This is a genomic window from Priestia sp. D51 (assembly GCF_053345675.1).
Genome location: NZ_JBLTIR010000009.1, coordinates 1 through 17184, shown reverse-complemented (window position 1 = coordinate 17184; position 17184 = coordinate 1). Strand labels below are relative to the sequence as shown.

The 17184-nt window shown below is 37.8% G+C and carries 21 protein-coding genes and 1 rRNA gene; 16 read left to right on the top strand and 6 right to left on the bottom strand.

What is annotated here, in order from left to right:
- The first annotated feature begins 63 nt into the window (after window positions 1-63).
- Complete coding sequence (locus ACNHOZ_RS24435; protein WP_028412434.1) at window positions 64-378, top strand: YfhH family protein; 315 nt, start codon at window positions 64-66, stop codon at window positions 376-378.
- An 84-nt stretch (window positions 379-462) separates the two neighbouring features.
- Here ACNHOZ_RS24435 and ACNHOZ_RS24430 read toward each other — a convergent pair whose 3' ends face one another.
- Complete coding sequence (locus tag ACNHOZ_RS24430; protein WP_028412433.1) at window positions 463-618, bottom strand: small, acid-soluble spore protein K; 156 nt, start codon at window positions 616-618, stop codon at window positions 463-465.
- Between the two features lie 135 nt (window positions 619-753).
- Here ACNHOZ_RS24430 and ACNHOZ_RS24425 point away from each other — a divergent pair, with 135 nt between their 5' ends.
- Entirely contained in the window at window positions 754-1023 is a 270-nt protein-coding gene (locus ACNHOZ_RS24425) for a YfhJ family protein (RefSeq protein WP_028412432.1), read from the top strand.
- A 63-nt stretch (window positions 1024-1086) separates the two neighbouring features.
- Here the strand turns inward: ACNHOZ_RS24425 and ACNHOZ_RS24420 are convergent, their stop codons facing one another.
- On the bottom strand, window positions 1087-2067 hold the full coding sequence (locus tag ACNHOZ_RS24420) for a metal-dependent hydrolase (protein ID WP_028412431.1): 981 nt from the start codon (window positions 2065-2067) through the stop codon (window positions 1087-1089).
- 242 nt (window positions 2068-2309) lie between these two features.
- Here ACNHOZ_RS24420 and mutY point away from each other — a divergent pair, with 242 nt between their 5' ends.
- Window positions 2310-3404, top strand: coding sequence for an A/G-specific adenine glycosylase (gene mutY, locus ACNHOZ_RS24415; protein WP_048021550.1), 1095 nt, complete (start codon window positions 2310-2312; stop codon window positions 3402-3404).
- 33 nt (window positions 3405-3437) lie between these two features.
- On the opposite strand, the gene ACNHOZ_RS24410 is transcribed toward mutY, so the two are convergent.
- Window positions 3438-3662: a hypothetical protein gene (locus tag ACNHOZ_RS24410; protein WP_014461827.1), complete on the bottom strand. Its 225-nt coding sequence runs from the start codon at window positions 3660-3662 to the stop codon at window positions 3438-3440.
- Window positions 3663-3778: 116 nt separating this feature from the next.
- Between ACNHOZ_RS24410 and fabL the strand changes: the two genes are divergently transcribed.
- The 5 genes from fabL (at window position 3779) to ACNHOZ_RS24385 (ending at window position 7917) form a co-directional block, all read left to right on the top strand.
- Window positions 3779-4528, top strand: coding sequence for an enoyl-[acyl-carrier-protein] reductase FabL (gene fabL / locus ACNHOZ_RS24405; RefSeq protein WP_028412429.1), 750 nt, complete (start codon window positions 3779-3781; stop codon window positions 4526-4528).
- Between the two features lie 97 nt (window positions 4529-4625).
- Window positions 4626-4814 carry a gamma-type small acid-soluble spore protein gene (locus tag ACNHOZ_RS24400; RefSeq protein ID WP_048021547.1) on the top strand — a complete coding sequence of 63 codons (189 nt, stop codon included), beginning with the start codon at window positions 4626-4628 and terminating at the stop codon, window positions 4812-4814.
- A 189-nt stretch (window positions 4815-5003) separates the two neighbouring features.
- Complete coding sequence (locus ACNHOZ_RS24395; RefSeq protein ID WP_013081548.1) at window positions 5004-5264, top strand: YgaB family protein; 261 nt, start codon at window positions 5004-5006, stop codon at window positions 5262-5264.
- Between the two features lie 195 nt (window positions 5265-5459).
- The gene (gene ntdP / locus ACNHOZ_RS24390; protein WP_013055163.1) at window positions 5460-5996 is read left to right on the top strand and encodes a nucleoside tri-diphosphate phosphatase; all 537 of its coding nucleotides are present in this window, start codon (window positions 5460-5462) and stop codon (window positions 5994-5996) included.
- Between the two features lie 169 nt (window positions 5997-6165).
- Entirely contained in the window at window positions 6166-7917 is a 1752-nt protein-coding gene (locus ACNHOZ_RS24385; protein WP_013081549.1) for an ABC transporter ATP-binding protein, read from the top strand.
- A gap of 35 nt (window positions 7918-7952) precedes the next feature.
- Here the strand turns inward: ACNHOZ_RS24385 and ACNHOZ_RS24380 are convergent, their stop codons facing one another.
- On the bottom strand, window positions 7953-9041 hold the full coding sequence (locus ACNHOZ_RS24380) for an FUSC family protein (protein ID WP_028412427.1): 1089 nt from the start codon (window positions 9039-9041) through the stop codon (window positions 7953-7955).
- Window positions 9042-9368: 327 nt separating this feature from the next.
- Complete coding sequence (locus ACNHOZ_RS24375; RefSeq protein WP_028412426.1) at window positions 9369-10667, bottom strand: glutamate-1-semialdehyde 2,1-aminomutase; 1299 nt, start codon at window positions 10665-10667, stop codon at window positions 9369-9371.
- Window positions 10668-10869: 202 nt separating this feature from the next.
- Between ACNHOZ_RS24375 and ACNHOZ_RS24370 the strand changes: the two genes are divergently transcribed.
- The 6 genes from ACNHOZ_RS24370 to perR all read left to right on the top strand — a co-directional run bounded on the left by ACNHOZ_RS24370 (window position 10870) and on the right by perR (window position 15175).
- Window positions 10870-11883, top strand: a complete 1014-nt coding sequence (locus tag ACNHOZ_RS24370) for an ABC transporter ATP-binding protein (RefSeq protein WP_013055167.1) — start codon at window positions 10870-10872, stop codon at window positions 11881-11883.
- Complete coding sequence (locus ACNHOZ_RS24365; RefSeq protein WP_048021545.1) at window positions 11876-12667, top strand: ABC transporter permease; 792 nt, start codon at window positions 11876-11878, stop codon at window positions 12665-12667. Before ACNHOZ_RS24370 ends, ACNHOZ_RS24365 begins: the two co-directional genes overlap by 8 nt.
- A gap of 9 nt (window positions 12668-12676) precedes the next feature.
- Window positions 12677-13462 (top strand): ABC transporter permease, encoded by a 786-nt coding sequence (locus ACNHOZ_RS24360; protein WP_013055169.1) that lies wholly within the window; start codon window positions 12677-12679, stop codon window positions 13460-13462.
- 92 nt (window positions 13463-13554) lie between these two features.
- Complete coding sequence (locus ACNHOZ_RS24355; RefSeq protein ID WP_013081554.1) at window positions 13555-13947, top strand: ion channel; 393 nt, start codon at window positions 13555-13557, stop codon at window positions 13945-13947.
- A 69-nt stretch (window positions 13948-14016) separates the two neighbouring features.
- Entirely contained in the window at window positions 14017-14487 is a 471-nt protein-coding gene (gene bcp, locus ACNHOZ_RS24350) for a thioredoxin-dependent thiol peroxidase (protein WP_028412424.1), read from the top strand.
- Window positions 14488-14740: 253 nt separating this feature from the next.
- Entirely contained in the window at window positions 14741-15175 is a 435-nt protein-coding gene (perR, locus tag ACNHOZ_RS24345) for a peroxide-responsive transcriptional repressor PerR (protein ID WP_013055172.1), read from the top strand.
- Window positions 15176-15197: 22 nt separating this feature from the next.
- On the opposite strand, the gene ACNHOZ_RS24340 is transcribed toward perR, so the two are convergent.
- Entirely contained in the window at window positions 15198-15557 is a 360-nt protein-coding gene (locus ACNHOZ_RS24340) for a YgzB family protein (RefSeq protein WP_014461817.1), read from the bottom strand.
- A 222-nt stretch (window positions 15558-15779) separates the two neighbouring features.
- On the opposite strand from ACNHOZ_RS24340, the gene ACNHOZ_RS24335 reads away from it, so the two are divergent.
- Window positions 15780-16646: a nucleotidyltransferase-like protein gene (locus tag ACNHOZ_RS24335; protein WP_047751718.1), complete on the top strand. Its 867-nt coding sequence runs from the start codon at window positions 15780-15782 to the stop codon at window positions 16644-16646.
- Between the two features lie 342 nt (window positions 16647-16988).
- Window positions 16989-17184: ribosomal RNA gene (locus ACNHOZ_RS24330) — 16S ribosomal RNA — on the top strand; the annotation flags it as partial.

The window sequence follows — 17184 nt, the reverse complement described above, 5'->3', positions numbered from 1 at the left end:
TAGTCTCCCTTTAGTTATACCTTTTGTTATAATAAAATGAAAGCAAACAAGGGGGAAAACAGCATGTCTGAAAAACGTTACAGTGATATGACGACGTATGAACTTCAACAAGAAATTGGGTCTCTTCAAGAAAAAGCACGAAAAGCTGAACAGCTTGGCATGGTCAATGAGTATGCAGTATTAGAAAGAAAAGTAACAATGGCTAGATCGTACTTATTGGATCCTGAAACGTTTCAAGCAGGGGAAGTATATGAAATTCAAGGAGATCCGGGTTCATATTTTAAAATTGATTATATGAACGGAGTTTTTGCATGGGGGTTTAGACTTGGCTCACCGCAAAACGAAGAGGCATTGCCTATTTCCATGTTGAAAAAATAAAGGGACGAACAAGCAGCACGAAGTGTGCTGCTTGTTTGATATCTATATTCGCTTTACTTTTAAACAAATAAGCAAAGCAAGCGGTTATTCTTCGCGCTCATTAGAAGCATGCATACGTTCTTGCGGATGCGTATTGATCGTTCCATTTGCACGTTTTGAAGCGTATTCTGCTTTTGCTCGAGGTTCGCCTTCAAACTTAGTATGATGTTGGTTTGTAAAATCTTTTGCTTTATTGCGCATCGATACCTCTCCTTTTACAACAGAAAGCGTTGCGGTTATGATATAGTACATGAGGGAGTGAATAACTCCGCATTTATAGTGTAAGTTAAAAGTGCAAACATACTCATAAAGAATTTTGGTAATCGAGGTGTTCTTATGAACGATATATTCGAAAGATTAACGAATCAGCTATTAAGCAAAAATAGTTCGCTTTCATACGCTCAAGCCCGTACATGGGTCGAACTTTTCTGGGAAGATTTTGAGTCATCTTACGCAAAAGCAGGATATGATTATAAAGGGAAAGAAGCGACGGAAAAGGTTGTTACGATGTACATCAACAGCTACGGTGACAAACTTCATGAAATCGCGGTTAAAAACCCTAAATATCAGCATTTATTAAATAACGATGACTATTTAAAACATTAAATAAAAACGAACCGTCTTCTCAAGACGGTTCGTTTTTGGGTTTCATATTTGTTCTTGTTATGATTAGTGCGGGAGGTAATCAAGCTTTTTACGCAATTTTTTCTCACTGAAAATCCAACCAGTGTACGAACAAATAATATTTAAATCGTAATCAAGCTGGACCACGGCTACAAATGGATAGTAGTCTTTGCTGCGGTAGCGTAAATCAATAAAGCGCACTTCAATGTGGTCGTTATATTCGTCCAGTTCCCATCTATAAATAGGTGAAAAGGAAAGAAAAGCAGATAAATTTTCATCTTTTTTCGCTACTTCAATTACGGCCGATTCAGGAATTGGAACTTTATCAAACGTATCATAAATAAAAATTTCTTCTCCGATTGCTCTTCCTACATGAAAGTACTTTTCGGTCGTCACGGCTAAGTGCCAGTGAGTGAAACGCAGCGTAGGAGAGATATTGAGCTTGATAACATCAGGAAACTGTTTTCGAAGCTTCTTGGCGATTTGGTGGCGCATATAAAAGCGCAGTCCATAGTAAAACGCCAATAACACATATAGCGTAATGAATGTTGGTCCTGGCTCTGCTCCAATAAACCAGATTAAAATTGCGAGCACGTGGGCTGAGAAAATCACGTAATCAAACGTGTTGATTACGCCAAGAGCAATCCATTTATTTGTGAAAGGCCGTAAAGCCTGCGTGCCATAAGCGTTAAAGATATCAACAAAAACGTGAATAATGACGCCTGCAAAGGTCCACATCCATAGGTGTAGCAAGTTAGCTCCTGGCAGCAGAAGCGAAAGAATGAACACGATAAGCAAAGGCCATAAAATAACAGCCGGGATAGAATGTGTAATTCCACGGTGATTGCGGATATACTGTGCATTGTTTCGCAGCTTTAAAACAGTGTCTAAATCAGGTGCTAATGACCCGGCCATTACGCCAATCATCACAGCATCCATTGTGGCTGTATTCGCAGATACAGTGGGGTCTAATGTTGCAAGGCCGCCAAGAGCGATTCCCATTGCAATGTGTGTACCAGTATCCAGAGCGAACTCCTCCTTTGTAAGATGATGACGATCTTAGATTATTCTAATTCAGCATGAAAGCTTGATTCAAAGCAAAAAATCTCATTTTATTATTAACGCAGCAAATCGGCTGTTTTTATTCATTATTTGAACAATTCATTTTACTATTCATATTTGTAGTTGTTATAAGGTTATCATAAAGTTACTAAGATTCAAAAAGCAACACATTGTATATGTATAGTTAATACCTCGGAGGCTATGACGTGAAACAAAGTAAAGATATTGTACAAAATTTTGATATTCAAGCATTTCAAAATGACTTAATCTCTTGGTTTGAGCAGGAACAGCGCATTTTACCTTGGCGTCAAGATCAGGACCCTTATAAGGTGTGGGTATCTGAAATTATGCTTCAACAAACGAGAGTAGATACGGTCATTCCTTATTTTAATAATTTTATTAGCAAATTTCCCACTATCAAAGACTTAGCTTATGCGAATGAAGATGATGTGTTAAAAGCGTGGGAAGGATTAGGCTATTATTCTCGTGCCCGTAATTTGCAAACTGCGGTTCGAGAAGTTCACGAACAATACGGGGGAGAAGTTCCAAATACGCCAGCAGAAATCTCCAAACTAAAAGGAGTAGGTCCTTATACAACAGGGGCCATTTTAAGTATTGCATACGGAGTGCCGCAGCCTGCTGTAGATGGAAATGTCATGCGTGTGCTATCGCGCATTTTATCCGTTTGGGATGATATTGCAAAACCGAAAACAAGAAAGTTGTTTGAAGAAATCGTGCATGAAATTATTTCAACAGATAATCCTTCCTATTTCAATCAAGGTATGATGGAACTTGGTGCCATTGTCTGTACACCAACTTCTCCTTCCTGTTTGTTATGTCCAGTTCGCGAACACTGCCGCGCTTTTGAAGAAGGAGTGCAGAATGAGCTTCCCGTTAAATCAAAGAAAAAAGCGCCTCGTGCTCTTCAGCTTGCTGCAGCGGTGATTAAAGACGGTGAAGGAAATTATCTAATTCATAAGCGTCCAAGCAAAGGACTTTTAGCTAATCTATGGGAATTTCCAAATATAGAAGTAGATCTTAGTATAGCGCCAGATCATCAGCAGCTTCAGGCATTTATTCAAAACGAGTACGGAGCTGATATTAAAATTCATGCGCCGTTTACCACAATTCAGCACGTGTTTTCTCATATCGTCTGGAACATCACAGTATATGAAGCAGAGCTTGCAAGTGATATCAGTGCATTAAAAAAATTGAAAGTAGTTTCTGAAAAAGACTTAGAACAATATGCATTTCCGGTTTCCCATCAAAAAATCTTAAAAGAATATTTGCTTGTTAAATAAAAGAAGCGTGGATAAACTCCGCGCTTCTTTTATTTAATCATATGATACGTGTGTGCCGTGTGTATAATCTGCTTCGTGGCGCTGTAACCCGCCTCGTGCTTCAATTTCTTTAATAATTTGCTGATGAATACTTTGTCCTTCAGCATTTAAATACGGCGTCATTTGCTGTAAAGAGTGATGGAAAAACGCAAGCTCGCTGTCTTTCCACTCGCTTTTAGAAATCATTGAAAGAGCCGTCATGTCTCGACCTACATACATTCTATTCACCTCGTTCATTTTATCAAGTTTTATCTATTTTCCCTATATTACTTGTTTCTTATGCGATAAAATCAGTACAATGTAAAGATAATATGATACATAAGGGAGATGACATCATGTCACAAAAGGTAGCACTAGTTACGGGAAGCAGCAGAGGTATTGGTAAAGAGATTGCCTTACGTCTTGCTAAAGAAGGATACGATATTGTATTAAACTATGCACGAAGCAAAAGTGCAGCGCAGGAAGTAGCCGAAGAAATCAAAGCATTAGGCAGAGAAGCATTAGTTGTTAAAGCAAACGTAGGAAAAGTAGAGAAAATTAAAGAAATGTTTGAGCAAATTGATGACGCATTCGGTCGCTTAGACGTATTTGTAAGTAATGCAGCTTCAGGAGTTTTACGTCCTATTATGGAATTAGAAGAAACTCACTGGAATTGGACAATGGACATCAATAGCAAAGGATATTTATTCTGTGCACAAGAAGCGGCTAAACGTATGGAAAAAGTAGGCGGAGGAAAGATTGTTACCATCAGTTCGCTCGGTTCTATTCGCTATTTGGAAAATTATACAACAGTAGGCGTGTCAAAAGCTGCTGTAGAAGCATTGACCCGCTATTTAGCAGTGGAGCTTGCTCCAAAAAATATTGTGGTAAATGCTGTATCTGGAGGTGCTGTGGATACAGAAGCATTAAAGCACTTCCCAAATCGTGATGAACTGTTAGATGATGCGCGCAAACATACTCCAGCTGGTCGTATGGTGGAGCCAAAAGATATGGTAGATGCAGTGATGTTCTTAGTCTCCGATCAAGCAAATATGATTTGCGGTCAAACGCTTATTATTGACGGAGGGCGTTCACTTTTAATGTAAGGTAAATGTATTTTGTGCTTGCGCTTTAAAATACTGAAAAAAGTTTGCATACCCTATTTACCTCCCGGGCATATTAATTTTCGTGGAGGTGATTACAATGGCAAAACAAACTAACAAAACAGCATCTGGTACAAGCACACAACACGTGAAAAACCAAAATGCTCAAGCATCTAAAAACAATTTCGGTACTGAATTTGCTAGCGAAACAAGTGCTCAAGAAGTGAGACAACAAAACGCACAAGCTGAAGCAAAGAAAAACCAAAACTCTGGTAAATACCAAGGTTAATATCAAAAGCGAACTTAACGTCTTTCATACGGCGATGTTAAGTTCGCTTTTTCTTATATAAAAAGCAACAAAGTATGACAAAACTTCTTGAAACTTTACACAACTCGTCAAAGGAATCTGGATCACCTAAACAGAATGTTAACAGAAGTGCCGCGTGTATGGTTAAAGCAAATAGAGAGGAGCTATCGTATGAAAAAATTTGATCAGCTAGTAACTCAACAATTGGAGACCATGGATCAACTTCTGTTTTTGCAGTCTGAGATTGAGCGCTGTCAGGAAATCGAAGGTGAACTAATAAAACTTCATGAAGAAGCAAAACTTCATTCTGTGCAAGATGAAATTAGTGAAATGAAGCTAAAATTAAAAGAGATTCAATTGACGTTTGAAGCACAAACCGAAGACATTATTCGTACATATAAAAGTGAAGGGGCTTGCTCTACACTTGCTTAATGAACATTGATGTGTCACTTCCTCTCTTTTTTAAGGCTGCCAAGCAAAGGAAAAGTAGGGGGAGTGACTTTTTTGAACTCAAGAAGGTTAGCACATTTGTGTTAAAATGAGAGAGAAACCGTTATAATAAACATAAGACAAATGGAGACGTTATATGAATTTTTTTAAGTGCTAAAATGAAAGTAGGTATTGGAGATGGGAATTCCGGTGGAAGGAGAAACAATTCAAATACACAGCTACAAGCATAATGGACATATTCATCGCGTGTGGGATCGGACAACCGTATTAAAAGCAACCAATAACTTAGTGATTGGAGGAAATGATCGTACAGTCGTTACAGAATCAGATGGACGAACATGGGTCACAAGAGAGCCGGCAATTTGTTATTTTCATGCTCAGCAGTGGTTTAACGTCATTGGGATGATCCGTGAAGATGGAATTTATTATTACTGCAATATCAGTTCGCCGTTCATTTATGATGACAATGAAGCGCTCAAATATATTGATTATGATTTAGATATTAAAGTCTATCCAGATATGACATACACCCTTCTTGATGAAGATGAATATGAGAAGCATCGAAAAGAAATGAATTATCCAGAAGTGATTGACCGTATTTTACATAATCACGTCGAGGAGTTAAAAGGTTGGATTCGACAGCGAAAAGGCCCGTTTGCTCCAGATTTCATTGACATTTGGTATGAACGTTTTTTAACATATCGGCATTCTTGATGAATGAGCTAGAGAACATTATGTTAGGCCGTCTAAAGCTGACTGTTTGATATAATGTTCTTTTTGGCGTTATGGTCGCCATCTTTTAGAAGAGATAAAAGCACTAAAAAATCGACGCGTGTACATATACTAAGGAAGCTTGCCCTCATAGATAGAAAGGGGAGATTTTATGGGAAGTATAAGACGCTACATGAAGTTTGTACAGCCATACAAATGGCAAATTGTCGGCACTGTCTTAATTGGTATTATTAAATTTGCTATTCCTTTATTAATTCCGCTGCTTTTGAAATATGTTTTGGACGATATCGTAAATGGACATGGCATGTCTTCCTCTGAAAAAGTTCATAAAATGGTGACGATTATGGGGATTTCGTTTGTTATATTTTTAGTGTTAAGACCTCCCATTGAATATTACAGGCAGTATTATGCTCAGTGGGTATCGAGCAAAGTATTATATGATATTCGGGATCAGCTGTTTAGCCATATTCAAAAGCTTAGCTTGCGTTACTATGCAAACACGCGAGCGGGTGAAGTGATTTCACGAGTCATTAATGATGTAGAGCAAACAAAAAACTTTGTTATCACAGGCTTAATGAACGTATGGCTTGATATGATGACGATTGTAATAGCCATTGTGATTATGTTTACGATGAATGTACCTTTAACACTGGTATCTATTATTTTGCTGCCGGTTTATGCGTTCTCTGTAAAATATTTTTACAGTCGTCTGCGCCATTTAACGCGAGTCCGTTCGCAGGCTTTAGCCGAAGTACAGGGTCACTTGCATGAAAGGGTTCAAGGAATCTCTGTTATTCGCAGCTTTGCTATTGAGCCTCATGAGCAGAAACAATTTGATAAGCAAAATTCAAATTTTCTACAAAAAGCAATCAATCATACGAATTGGAATGCCAAAACATTTGCAGTAGTGAACACCATTACCGATTTGGCACCTTTAATCGTGATTACATTTGCTGGATATCAAGTCATCACAGAAAGTCTTAGCGTAGGAACGATGGTAGCATTTGTGGCCTATATTGACCGCTTGTATAATCCGCTTCGCCGCTTGGTCAATTCATCGACTACGCTCACGCAGTCTGTTGCATCTATGGACCGGGTGTTTGAGTTCATTGATGAAGAATACGATATTACAGACAAGAAAGATGCAAAAGAATGTACTGAGCTTCATGGAAAGGTGCAGTTTGAGCACGTTTCATTTGCTTATGAAGAAGAAGAAAAACCTGTGATTCATGATATTAATTTAGATGTAGAAAAAGGAAAATCCGTTGCGTTTGTTGGAATGAGCGGAGGAGGGAAATCCACGCTTATCAGCTTAATTCCGCGCTTTTATGATGTGACAGAGGGGAAAATTCTCATTGATGACATTGATATCAAAACCTATAAAGTACGCAGCCTGCGAGATAAGATTGGAATCGTCCTGCAGGATACGGTGTTGTTTAGTGACACGGTTAAAAACAATATACTGCTTGGAAAGCCAGGAGCGACAGATGAAGAAGTAATTGCTGCGGCAAAAGCCGCAAATGCCCACGATTTTATTATGAATTTGCCCGAAGGATATGATACAAAAGTGGGAGAGCGGGGAATGAAGCTATCAGGGGGACAGAAGCAGCGTATTTCCATTTCGCGCGTATTTTTAAAAAATCCAGCTATTCTTATTTTTGATGAAGCCACTTCAGCTCTAGATTTGGAAAGTGAGCACTATATTCAAGAAGCATTAGCTGAACTAGCAAAAGACCGTACGACTTTCATTGTAGCCCATCGTTTATCTACAATTACTCATGTTGATGAAATTGTACTTTTAGAAAATGGAAGAGTAGTCGAACGAGGTTCTCATGAGGAGTTAATTAAGAAAAAAGGTCATTACTATCAGCTCTTTAACGTTCAGCAGCTTGATACAATTTAAAAACACCACCTATTGTTAGACAATAGGTGGTGTTTTTAATCTTCTTGTCGCTGATGATTAATATCAAATGAGTTATCATCTTTGTGATAGTTTTGGAACGTATCAATCAGCTTATCAAGATGCTCTAACTCTTCACTATACTCAATGATGACGGAAATTAAAGGGAAGATATGATAAATAATCTTATTCTCTTCATCATTATCGTATATTTTGTACTGCATAAATTTATCGATTAAAGCTCGTTTTCCAACGCAGGCTTCGTTTGGTACAGTAGTGGTTGGCTGTACGCGTAATTTCCCAATGAATTTTAATAATACTTGCTCATGATACATTAACAGGCACTCAACTTCAGATTTGATTAAATCTTGAAATTGCTGTGGCATGACTTGAAGGTCATTTTCCACTCTGTGAAGTAGTTTCAAGGTTGTAAGAGCTCGTGTTGTTACGGTAATCATTTGACGAAATAAAACGAGCTTGCGTGACTTAACAAAACGTTTTTTGGTTGAATAAGTGCGTTCTTCTTTGTAAAAATCGAAAAGTTGATTCATTTTAGCCACATTGTCTTTCATTTTTTCAATGTCTTCTTTTAACAATGTGTGCTCAGATGCGTGATAAAGATTCATACGAATCCATTTAATAATTTCTTCCGTTGTGCTTACAATTTTATAATACAGCTTTGTTTCATACTTTGGCGGAATAAAAATAAGATTGACAATAAATGCTGAGAATACCCCAAGTAACACTGTACCAAAGCGTATAAGCGCATATTCAACGAAATTATCTCCTGGATTTTCCATGATTGCAATTACTGTCACAAGCGCAAGCCCAATTGTATTATTAATACGTAATTTTAAGTTGACTGCGATGACAACAACAGCGGTAAAACCAATAATGATGGGATGGGTACCAAAAATAAGTCCAAAACAAACTGCAGAAGCAGCTCCAATCACATTCGCCTGTATTTGCTCCAATATTGTTAAATAAGATCTGTAAATAGACGGTTGAATTGCAAAAACTGCCGCAATTGCCGCAAATATTGGAGATGGTAAACTTAGAAATTCACCTAATAACAATGAAAGTGTAATGGCAATTCCCGTTTTTAAGATGCGGGCACCAAGTTTCATGTGCGTTCGTAGTTCCTTTCTGTAAAAAAGTTTTTTCGTTATGAAGAATGTTCCCCAAAACAAATGATAAATTGCAAAAATCAATCCTTCTTTATTACATAACCTGTTGGAAATAATATAAACAATAACATACTATACAAGGTTTAAGAATGGATATCAAGAGAAAACAAGCAGAAAAATAAGGGTATTTCTCGGGATTTTTCGACAGGATGACAAAAAGGAGATGACGCGTAAGAAATGGTTATGAAAGGTGGGAATGTTCTATAAGGAAACCCAAAGGCAAGATAAAAAAGCACTCATTTTCAAACGAGTGCTTTAGAGTAAAAATTAGCGTTCTTCACTTAACTGTTTAAATGCTTTTTCTACAGCTTCTAAAGTGTCGGTAATATCTTTTTCTGTATGAGCTGTAGTAAGGAACCATGCTTCATATTTCGAAGGAGCTAAGTTGACGCCTTGGTGGAGCATTAGTTTAAAGAAGCGTGCGAATAATTCGCCGTCTGTATTTTCTGCTTGTTCATAGTTTTTAACCGTTTCTGTTGTAAAGTAGAGAGTAAGAGCGCCTTTTAATCGATTGATCGTAATAGGCATGTTATATGTACGAGCATGTTTTAAAATACCTTCTTCGAGCATCGCCCCTAGCTTATCCAGCTGTTCATAAACGCCTTCTTGCTTTAGTACTTCCAGGCAAGCAATCCCAGAAAGAATAGAAGCTGGGTTTCCTGCCATTGTACCTGCTTGATAAGCGGGCCCAAGTGGTGCCACTTTTTCCATGATTTCTTTCTTACCGCCATAGGCTCCGATTGGAAGACCGCCCCCGATGATTTTTCCAAATGCAGTGAGGTCAGGTTTTACACCAAGCAAATCTTGAGCTCCACCGTACATAAAGCGAAACGCTGTAATAACTTCATCGTAAATAACAAGCGCTCCAGCTTCGTGAGTTAATTCGTTAACTTGTTCTAAAAAGCCGGGTTCGGGCTCAACAATTCCGAAGTTTCCAACGATCGGTTCTACTAAAACAGCCGCAATCTGATCGCCCCATTTTTCTAATGCTTCCTTGTAAGGCTCGATATCGTTAAAAGGAACCGTGATGACTTCATTAGCGATACTTTTTGGTACACCAGCAGAGTCAGGAGTTCCGAGTGTAGAAGGACCAGATCCAGCTGCTACTAATACAAGGTCAGAATGGCCGTGGTAGCAACCTGCAAATTTAATGATTTTATCGCGTCCAGTATAAGCTCGTGCTACACGGATTGTTGTCATAACTGCTTCTGTTCCAGAGTTGACGAAGCGCACTTTATCTAATGCGGGCATCGCTTCTTTGAGCATTTTAGCAAATGTGACTTCATGAGCAGTTGGCGTACCGTAAAGAACACCAGTTTCAGCTGCTTTTGTAATAGCTTTCGTGATATGAGGATGAGCGTGTCCTGTAATAATAGGACCGTAAGCTGCTAAATAGTCAATATATTTATTTCCATCGACGTCCCAGAAATAAGCTCCGCTTGCCTTTTCCATTGCAACAGGTGCTCCGCCTCCTACGGCTTTATATGAACGTGAAGGGCTGTTAACGCCGCCTACAATATGTTCGAGCGCTTCAGCGTGTAATTGTTCTGATTTTGTAAATTGCATGTTATGCCTCCTAATGAAAAGTTCAACTTCTTTATTCTATCAAACTTATTTGTTTCTTGAAAAACATTCGAGAACGTGTATGATAGAAATTTGTGAGCTAACTGCTAGAAAATAGTTCCTCGTCTCTTGGAGGAGTTGCTAGCAAGGGCGCCGGAAACAATAAAAGAAACCACTAATACGTCGACGTAACGGAGGGAATACAATGAAAAATGCTATTGAGGTGAATCAACTTCGGAAAGAATTTAAAGCCTATTCTAGCCGCTCTGGCCTTAAAGGGGCATTCCGGGATTTATTTACCCGTAATTATAGAGTTATGAAAGCTGTAAATGATATTTCGTTTACCGTAAAACAAGGGGAAATGGTAGGGTATATAGGAGAAAACGGAGCGGGAAAATCGACTACAATCAAAATGTTGACAGGAATTTTAACTCCTACTTCAGGCGACATTACCGTAAATGGCATGAACCCTCATAAAGAAAGGGAAAAGTTTGCCCAAACGATTGGAGTTGTTTTTGGTCAACGCTCTCAGCTGTGGTGGGATATTGCTGTACAAGAATCTTTTCGCCTGTTAAAAAAAGTATACAAAGTATCAGATGAAGATTATAACGCTCATATGGAGCACGTTATTCAAACGTTAGATATTGGACCGCTACTAGATAAGCCGGTGCGAAAGCTTTCTCTAGGTCAAAGAATGCGCTGTGAGCTGGCTGCTGCTCTTATTCATAATCCGCCGCTTCTATTTCTAGATGAACCAACGATTGGTTTAGATGTACTAGTTAAATTAAAAATCCGCCAATTTTTAAAAGAAATTAATGAAAAATATAATACGACAATTTTGCTTACGACACATGATTTAGCAGATATTGAAGCTTTATGTGAACGCGTTGTAATGCTGGATGAAGGCAGTATTATTTATGACGGTTCGCTGCAAAAGCTGCGTTCGAATTGGGGAGACCTTAAACAAGTTACGTTTGAATTTGGAACCGCGCCAAATAAAGAGCAGTTGAAGCTATTGACGCAAGGGATGCCTGTTAACTGGATTGAAGGTGATCAAAAATATTTGTGGACAGCACAGCTTCAAAATAAAGGGGACTTAATGTCACAGCTGATTGCTAAAGTGGTGGCAAAGCACGAAATCAGTGATATTAACATTGAAGAAATTTCAACGGAAGAAATCATCCGCAACATTTATGAAGAAGGTGTTGTGAATGGATAAATATATAGAGATGATACGCATTCGCTTTTTAATGATGCTGGCGTATCGGACGAATTATTACAGCGGAATATTGATTTATGCGATTAATATTGGTGCTTACTACTTTTTATGGTCCGCTATTTATGGAGGAAAAGAGAATATTCAAGGGTTATCCATTACCCAAATGACAACGTATGTAGCCGTTTCATGGATGGCAAGAGCCTTTTATTTTAATAACATTGACCGTGAAATGGCAATGGAAATTAAAGATGGCAAGGTGGCAGTAGAGTTAATTAAGCCTTATAGCTACCTTGGTATGAAAACAATGCAAGGACTGGGAGAAGGGATTTTTCGGCTGCTGTTTTTCTCAGTGCCCGGTATGATTATTGTCGCGTTTTTATTTCCAGTACAGTTTTCAGCCAATGCCGCAACATGGCTTTATTTTGGACTGTCTTTAATTTTTAGTTTCATTATTAATACACAAATTAATTTATTAACGGGTATTACGACTTTCTTTCTCTTTAACAATGACGGACTCATTCGAGCGAAGCGCGTTGTTATTGATTTGTTTTCAGGACTTCTTCTGCCCATCAGTTTCTATCCTTTATGGGCGCAACATATTATGAGCTATTTCCCTTTTCAGGCCATTAGTTATATTCCGAGCATGATTTTCACAAATGGATTTAAAGGGCAGGAAGTAATAAATGCTCTTATTACACAAGCAGTTTGGTCAGCGCTTCTATTTATTCCTATTGCGTGTTTGTGGAACATAGCGAAGAAAAAAATGGTTATTCAAGGAGGGTAGTCTATGAAAATGTTTTATTTTTCGATTTTCTTTCAGTACATTAGTCAATATATGAAAACAAGGCTTCAGTATCGCACCGATATGGTAGTTGAAATCATTTCAGACTTATTGTTTCAAACAGTTAATTTGATTTTTATTTTAGTTGTATTTGGACATACTCAGTCGCTGCACGGATGGTCACGAGAGGAAATTATCTTTATTTATGGTTTCTTTTTGGTCCCTTTTGCTATTTTTTCGTCTTTCTTTAACATTTGGGATTTCAACGAGCGCTACATTGTTAAAGGTGAAATGGACCGAATTTTAACGCGGCCGATTCACAGTTTGTTTCAAGTTATTTTAGAGCGGATGGAACTGGAATCATTGTTTGGTGGTATCACAGGGATTGCCGTAATGGCTTACGCTGCGTCTTCTTTACACCTTCATTTCCAGTGGTATGATGTTTTTATTTTTCTATTGTTTATTTTAGGAGGAGCGCTTGTATACGCAGGAATTTTCATCGCCTTAGCAAGCATAGGCTTCTGGTCGGATGCCAGAACCTCTATTATGCCTACTATTTATAATATTGGAAACTACGGAAGGTATCCTGTAGATATTTATAACAATGTCATCCGATATGTTTTAACGTGGATTCTTCCTTTTGCATTTGTAGGCGTATATCCAGCTGCTTATTTCTTAGGAAGGTCAGAATGGTACGGATATGCATTTTTAACCCCGGTGATGGGAATCGTCTTTTTTGTAATCTCTATTTTCTTATGGAATACAGGTGTCAAAAAATACAGAGGAGCAGGCAATTAAATGCCTGCTCTTTTTCGTGGCTTCTGAGTAGTAATGAATGGACAAGGATGCGCGTATAGTGGTAGTAGAGTATAAATTAAAGGAGTAGAATGATGGTTATTTTTCTAATCCTCGTTATCATTGTTTTTGTAATCGGTAGTATGAAGTTTCTTTTTGAAAAAGAACTTGGAGAATTTCATTTTTTCTCAATTGGTCATTTCTTTGTCTTGTTTTATTCATATATCACAGTTTTATTGGGGTTTAGCCTTATTTATACAGTGTGTGAGATGGGAAGTATTCCAGTGTTAAGCGGAGGGTTTGAACATGAAGGTCATTACTTTTATACGCTGTTTAACAGCATGTATTTCAGCGCAGCGACGTTATTTTCAGTAGGATACGGAGATATGTATCCGGTTGGAATTGGGAAATTATTTGCAACTTTTGAAGCGTTTATCGGCTACATTATGCCTGCAATCTTTGTGATGCGAACTGTTACCCGCACTTAAACTTGTCATCTTATCTAATATTGGGTACGCTATTCAAAGAAAATGAAAAGCGTAAAGGAGCAGATAAATATGACAGCTGTAGTTGGAGAAAAAGCACCCGATTTTGTATTAATGTCTACAAATGGAGAGCAAGTATCACTCGCTTCGATGAAAGGAAAAAACGTTGTGCTGTATTTTTATCCGAAAGATATGACGCCAGGCTGTACAACGGAAGCTTGTGATTTCAGAGATCAGCATGAAAATTTTGAAGAGCTAGATGCGGTGATTCTAGGAGTGAGCCCGGATCCAATCGACAAACACCATAAGTTTATTGATAAGCACGGTCTTCCATTCTTGCTTTTAGCTGACGAAGATCACAGCGTAGCTGAAGAGTATGGAGTATGGAAACTGAAAAAAAACTTTGGAAAAGAATATATGGGCATTGAACGCTCCACTTTTATCATTGATAAAGAAGGAACGCTCGTAAAAGAGTATCGCAAGGTTCGAGTAAAAGGGCATGTGGAAGAAGCTTTATCATTTATTAAAGAAAAAATGGCATAAAAACAGGCAGATAACTAGAGCAGTTTTAGTCTTTGAACATACAATATCAGTGTAGGGCATACCTCCTCAGATGTTAATATATTTAAAAGTGTGGATTGATTTCCACACTTCTTTTTTGCATAACATATATGAATAATTTCTACTTATTACATAAAATAGGAATAGGCATCAAGTTGACAAAACGTGGGTAAAACATGTAGACTAATTATAAGAATTATAAAGTAATAATACTTATAGAAGAGGGGTGCATGACGTGTCAAATCATTTACAAGAAGCCCTTGAAACGTTAAAAGGTACTGGCGTTCGTATTACACCACAACGTCATGCTATTTTAGAGTATTTAATCAATTCTATGACACACCCAACAGCAGATGATATTTATAAAGCGCTGGAAGGTAAGTTTCCAAATATGAGTGTAGCAACCGTTTACAATAATTTAAGAGTATTTCGCGAAGTAGGTATTGTAAAGGAACTAACATACGGTGATGCATCAAGCCGGTTTGATTATGTTACAACAGAGCATTACCATGTGATTTGCGAAAGCTGCGGAAAAATTGTGGATTTTCATTATCCTGGTTTAGACGAAGTAGAAAAGCTGGCTGCTCATATTACTGACTTTGATATTAGTCACCACCGAATGGAAATTTACGGAACGTGTCCTGATTGTACGGCTAAAAAAGCGCATTAATAAGCTGATAGTAGTGATACTATCAGCTTTCTTTTTGTTTTTTTCTATTATACTTTTCATCGAATTGTTTTCCTTCAAGAGACCGGTCAAGCGTAAGCGGCTCGTTGCAATACATACACATATCTACGCGCCCTAGCATTTTGGTTTGCTTTTGACATGTAGGGCAGGTTACTTGAACTGCTTTTGTAGAAAGCATGCCAATCCAGAAATAAACGCCGGTACTAGCTACGATGCACAGTAAACCTAAAAGCATAAAAATAGTCATTAGCCAGACTGAAGACCGAAAGAAAATTCCCCCATACATAACAATGAAACCAACAAAGATCAGGCTGAGTGCAAACGTGCGAATCTTGTTAATTTTATTTGAATACTTTATCCCCATCAGTATCCCCCCTATTACCAATATATCATAGAGTGAGACAGTGAATAGTAATAAAAATTGAATCTTCGGAAAATTATCCGTAGTTTTTAAGCTTTCTGAATGATTTCCATAATTCTGAGTGGGATATCCGTTATACATCGTATATAATAAAAAAAGAAATCTTAGTCCATAGCCTTTAAAATTTTGAAAAATATTTGTCTATTACAGTTAGGAGAGCTCAAAATGGAAGATGTTTTACGGCCAATATATCAAGAAAGAGCTAGCAATAAAGACACACTCGGTATTTTACTGATTGAAAAAAAGAAATCAGAATCTCCAGTGACGGATAATTTGGATGCTATCTTATTTATTGTGACCAAAACCACAGAAAATTCTCTTTTTATTAAACAATACGAATATGAAAATGAGCGTGCTGCACTTTATATGGCTTCTGAACAGCAAATGAGTGAATGGATTATGAATGGGACGAACCGCCGTATTATTGATTGGATCTTAAATGGTAAAGTGCTATTTGATCGAAACGAATATATGGAAAACTTAAAGAAACGCTTAATTGATTTCCCTAGAGAAGATCGGACAAAGAGAATAGGTGTCGAGTTTGCTAAGTTGATTCGCCGATTTAAAGAAGGAAAAGACTTTTATGCGTCTAATCATTATTTAGATGCATTCAATCATGTCATTCATGCTCTTCATCATTTAGCACGACTGTCTGTGTTGGAAAATGGATTTCACCCAGAAGTGACAGTGTGGAACCAAGTGAAAAAAATAGAACCTGAAATTCATCGTCTTTACGAAGAGCTAATTATTAGCCAAGAAGAGGTTAGCAAGCGTTTGGAGCTGCTTTTCTTAGCAAGTGAATTTCTAGTCAATAAAAAAACTGAATTGGGTGCGAAGCATCTTGTTCATATTATGAAAAGTGAAAAGCAGGAATGGACGTTTAATGAACTTGTTCATCATCCCGAAATACGCCCTTATGCTATTGACTTAGGAATACTCCTTGAGTTTTTAATTGAAAAAGATATCATTATGGTGAAAAAAGTAGAAACCAAAGGAAAGAGTTTGTACCATAGACACTATGTGGCGAAATGATAGAGAGAGAAAGGGTATCTGATACGGTATGGTTATGACGTATAGATGCCCTGACACATGATTTTATAGTCTGGATAAAAGGTTTTTCTAAAAAAACACGATTTATTTTAAAAAATCTATTGACGCTTTAAAATATCCGTGGTAAATTTATATACGTCGCTGATGAGCGATACTAAATTTATCAAAAACTTGAAAAAACTTCTTAAAAAAGTTGTTGACAAGAAAAAGATAAACTGGTAAGATTAAAAAGTCGCTTAAGAGCGGCGGTTGAACTTTGAAAACTGAACAAAGCGACAAACGTCAACGTTAATTTTTATTTTTTAATTGAGCAAGTCAAACATTTCTTCGGAGAGTTTGATCCTGGCTCAGGATGAACGCTGGCGGCGTGCCTAATACATGCAAGTCGAGCGGACTGATTAGAAGCTTGCTTCTATGACGTTAGCGGCGGACGGGTGAGTAACACGTGGGCAACCTGCCTGTAAGACTGGGATAACTTCGGGAAACCGAAGCTAATACCGGATAGGATCTTCTCCTTCAT

Coding starts and splice junctions, on each gene's coding strand:
- ACNHOZ_RS24435 (WP_028412434.1), top strand. CDS start 64: ATGTCTGAAAAACGTTACAGTGATATGACGACGTATGAACTTCAACAA.
- ACNHOZ_RS24430 (WP_028412433.1), bottom strand. CDS start 618: ATGCGCAATAAAGCAAAAGATTTTACAAACCAACATCATACTAAGTTT.
- ACNHOZ_RS24425 (WP_028412432.1), top strand. CDS start 754: ATGAACGATATATTCGAAAGATTAACGAATCAGCTATTAAGCAAAAAT.
- ACNHOZ_RS24410 (WP_014461827.1), bottom strand. CDS start 3,662: ATGTATGTAGGTCGAGACATGACGGCTCTTTCAATGATTTCTAAAAGC.
- fabL (WP_028412429.1), top strand. CDS start 3,779: ATGTCACAAAAGGTAGCACTAGTTACGGGAAGCAGCAGAGGTATTGGT.
- ACNHOZ_RS24400 (WP_048021547.1), top strand. CDS start 4,626: ATGGCAAAACAAACTAACAAAACAGCATCTGGTACAAGCACACAACAC.
- ACNHOZ_RS24395 (WP_013081548.1), top strand. CDS start 5,004: ATGAAAAAATTTGATCAGCTAGTAACTCAACAATTGGAGACCATGGAT.
- ntdP (WP_013055163.1), top strand. CDS start 5,460: ATGGGAATTCCGGTGGAAGGAGAAACAATTCAAATACACAGCTACAAG.
- ACNHOZ_RS24385 (WP_013081549.1), top strand. CDS start 6,166: ATGGGAAGTATAAGACGCTACATGAAGTTTGTACAGCCATACAAATGG.
- ACNHOZ_RS24380 (WP_028412427.1), bottom strand. CDS start 9,041: ATGAAACTTGGTGCCCGCATCTTAAAAACGGGAATTGCCATTACACTT.
- ACNHOZ_RS24375 (WP_028412426.1), bottom strand. CDS start 10,667: ATGCAATTTACAAAATCAGAACAATTACACGCTGAAGCGCTCGAACAT.
- ACNHOZ_RS24370 (WP_013055167.1), top strand. CDS start 10,870: ATGAAAAATGCTATTGAGGTGAATCAACTTCGGAAAGAATTTAAAGCC.
- ACNHOZ_RS24365 (WP_048021545.1), top strand. CDS start 11,876: ATGGATAAATATATAGAGATGATACGCATTCGCTTTTTAATGATGCTG.
- ACNHOZ_RS24360 (WP_013055169.1), top strand. CDS start 12,677: ATGTTTTATTTTTCGATTTTCTTTCAGTACATTAGTCAATATATGAAA.
- ACNHOZ_RS24355 (WP_013081554.1), top strand. CDS start 13,555: ATGGTTATTTTTCTAATCCTCGTTATCATTGTTTTTGTAATCGGTAGT.
- bcp (WP_028412424.1), top strand. CDS start 14,017: ATGACAGCTGTAGTTGGAGAAAAAGCACCCGATTTTGTATTAATGTCT.
- ACNHOZ_RS24340 (WP_014461817.1), bottom strand. CDS start 15,557: ATGGGGATAAAGTATTCAAATAAAATTAACAAGATTCGCACGTTTGCA.
- ACNHOZ_RS24335 (WP_047751718.1), top strand. CDS start 15,780: ATGGAAGATGTTTTACGGCCAATATATCAAGAAAGAGCTAGCAATAAA.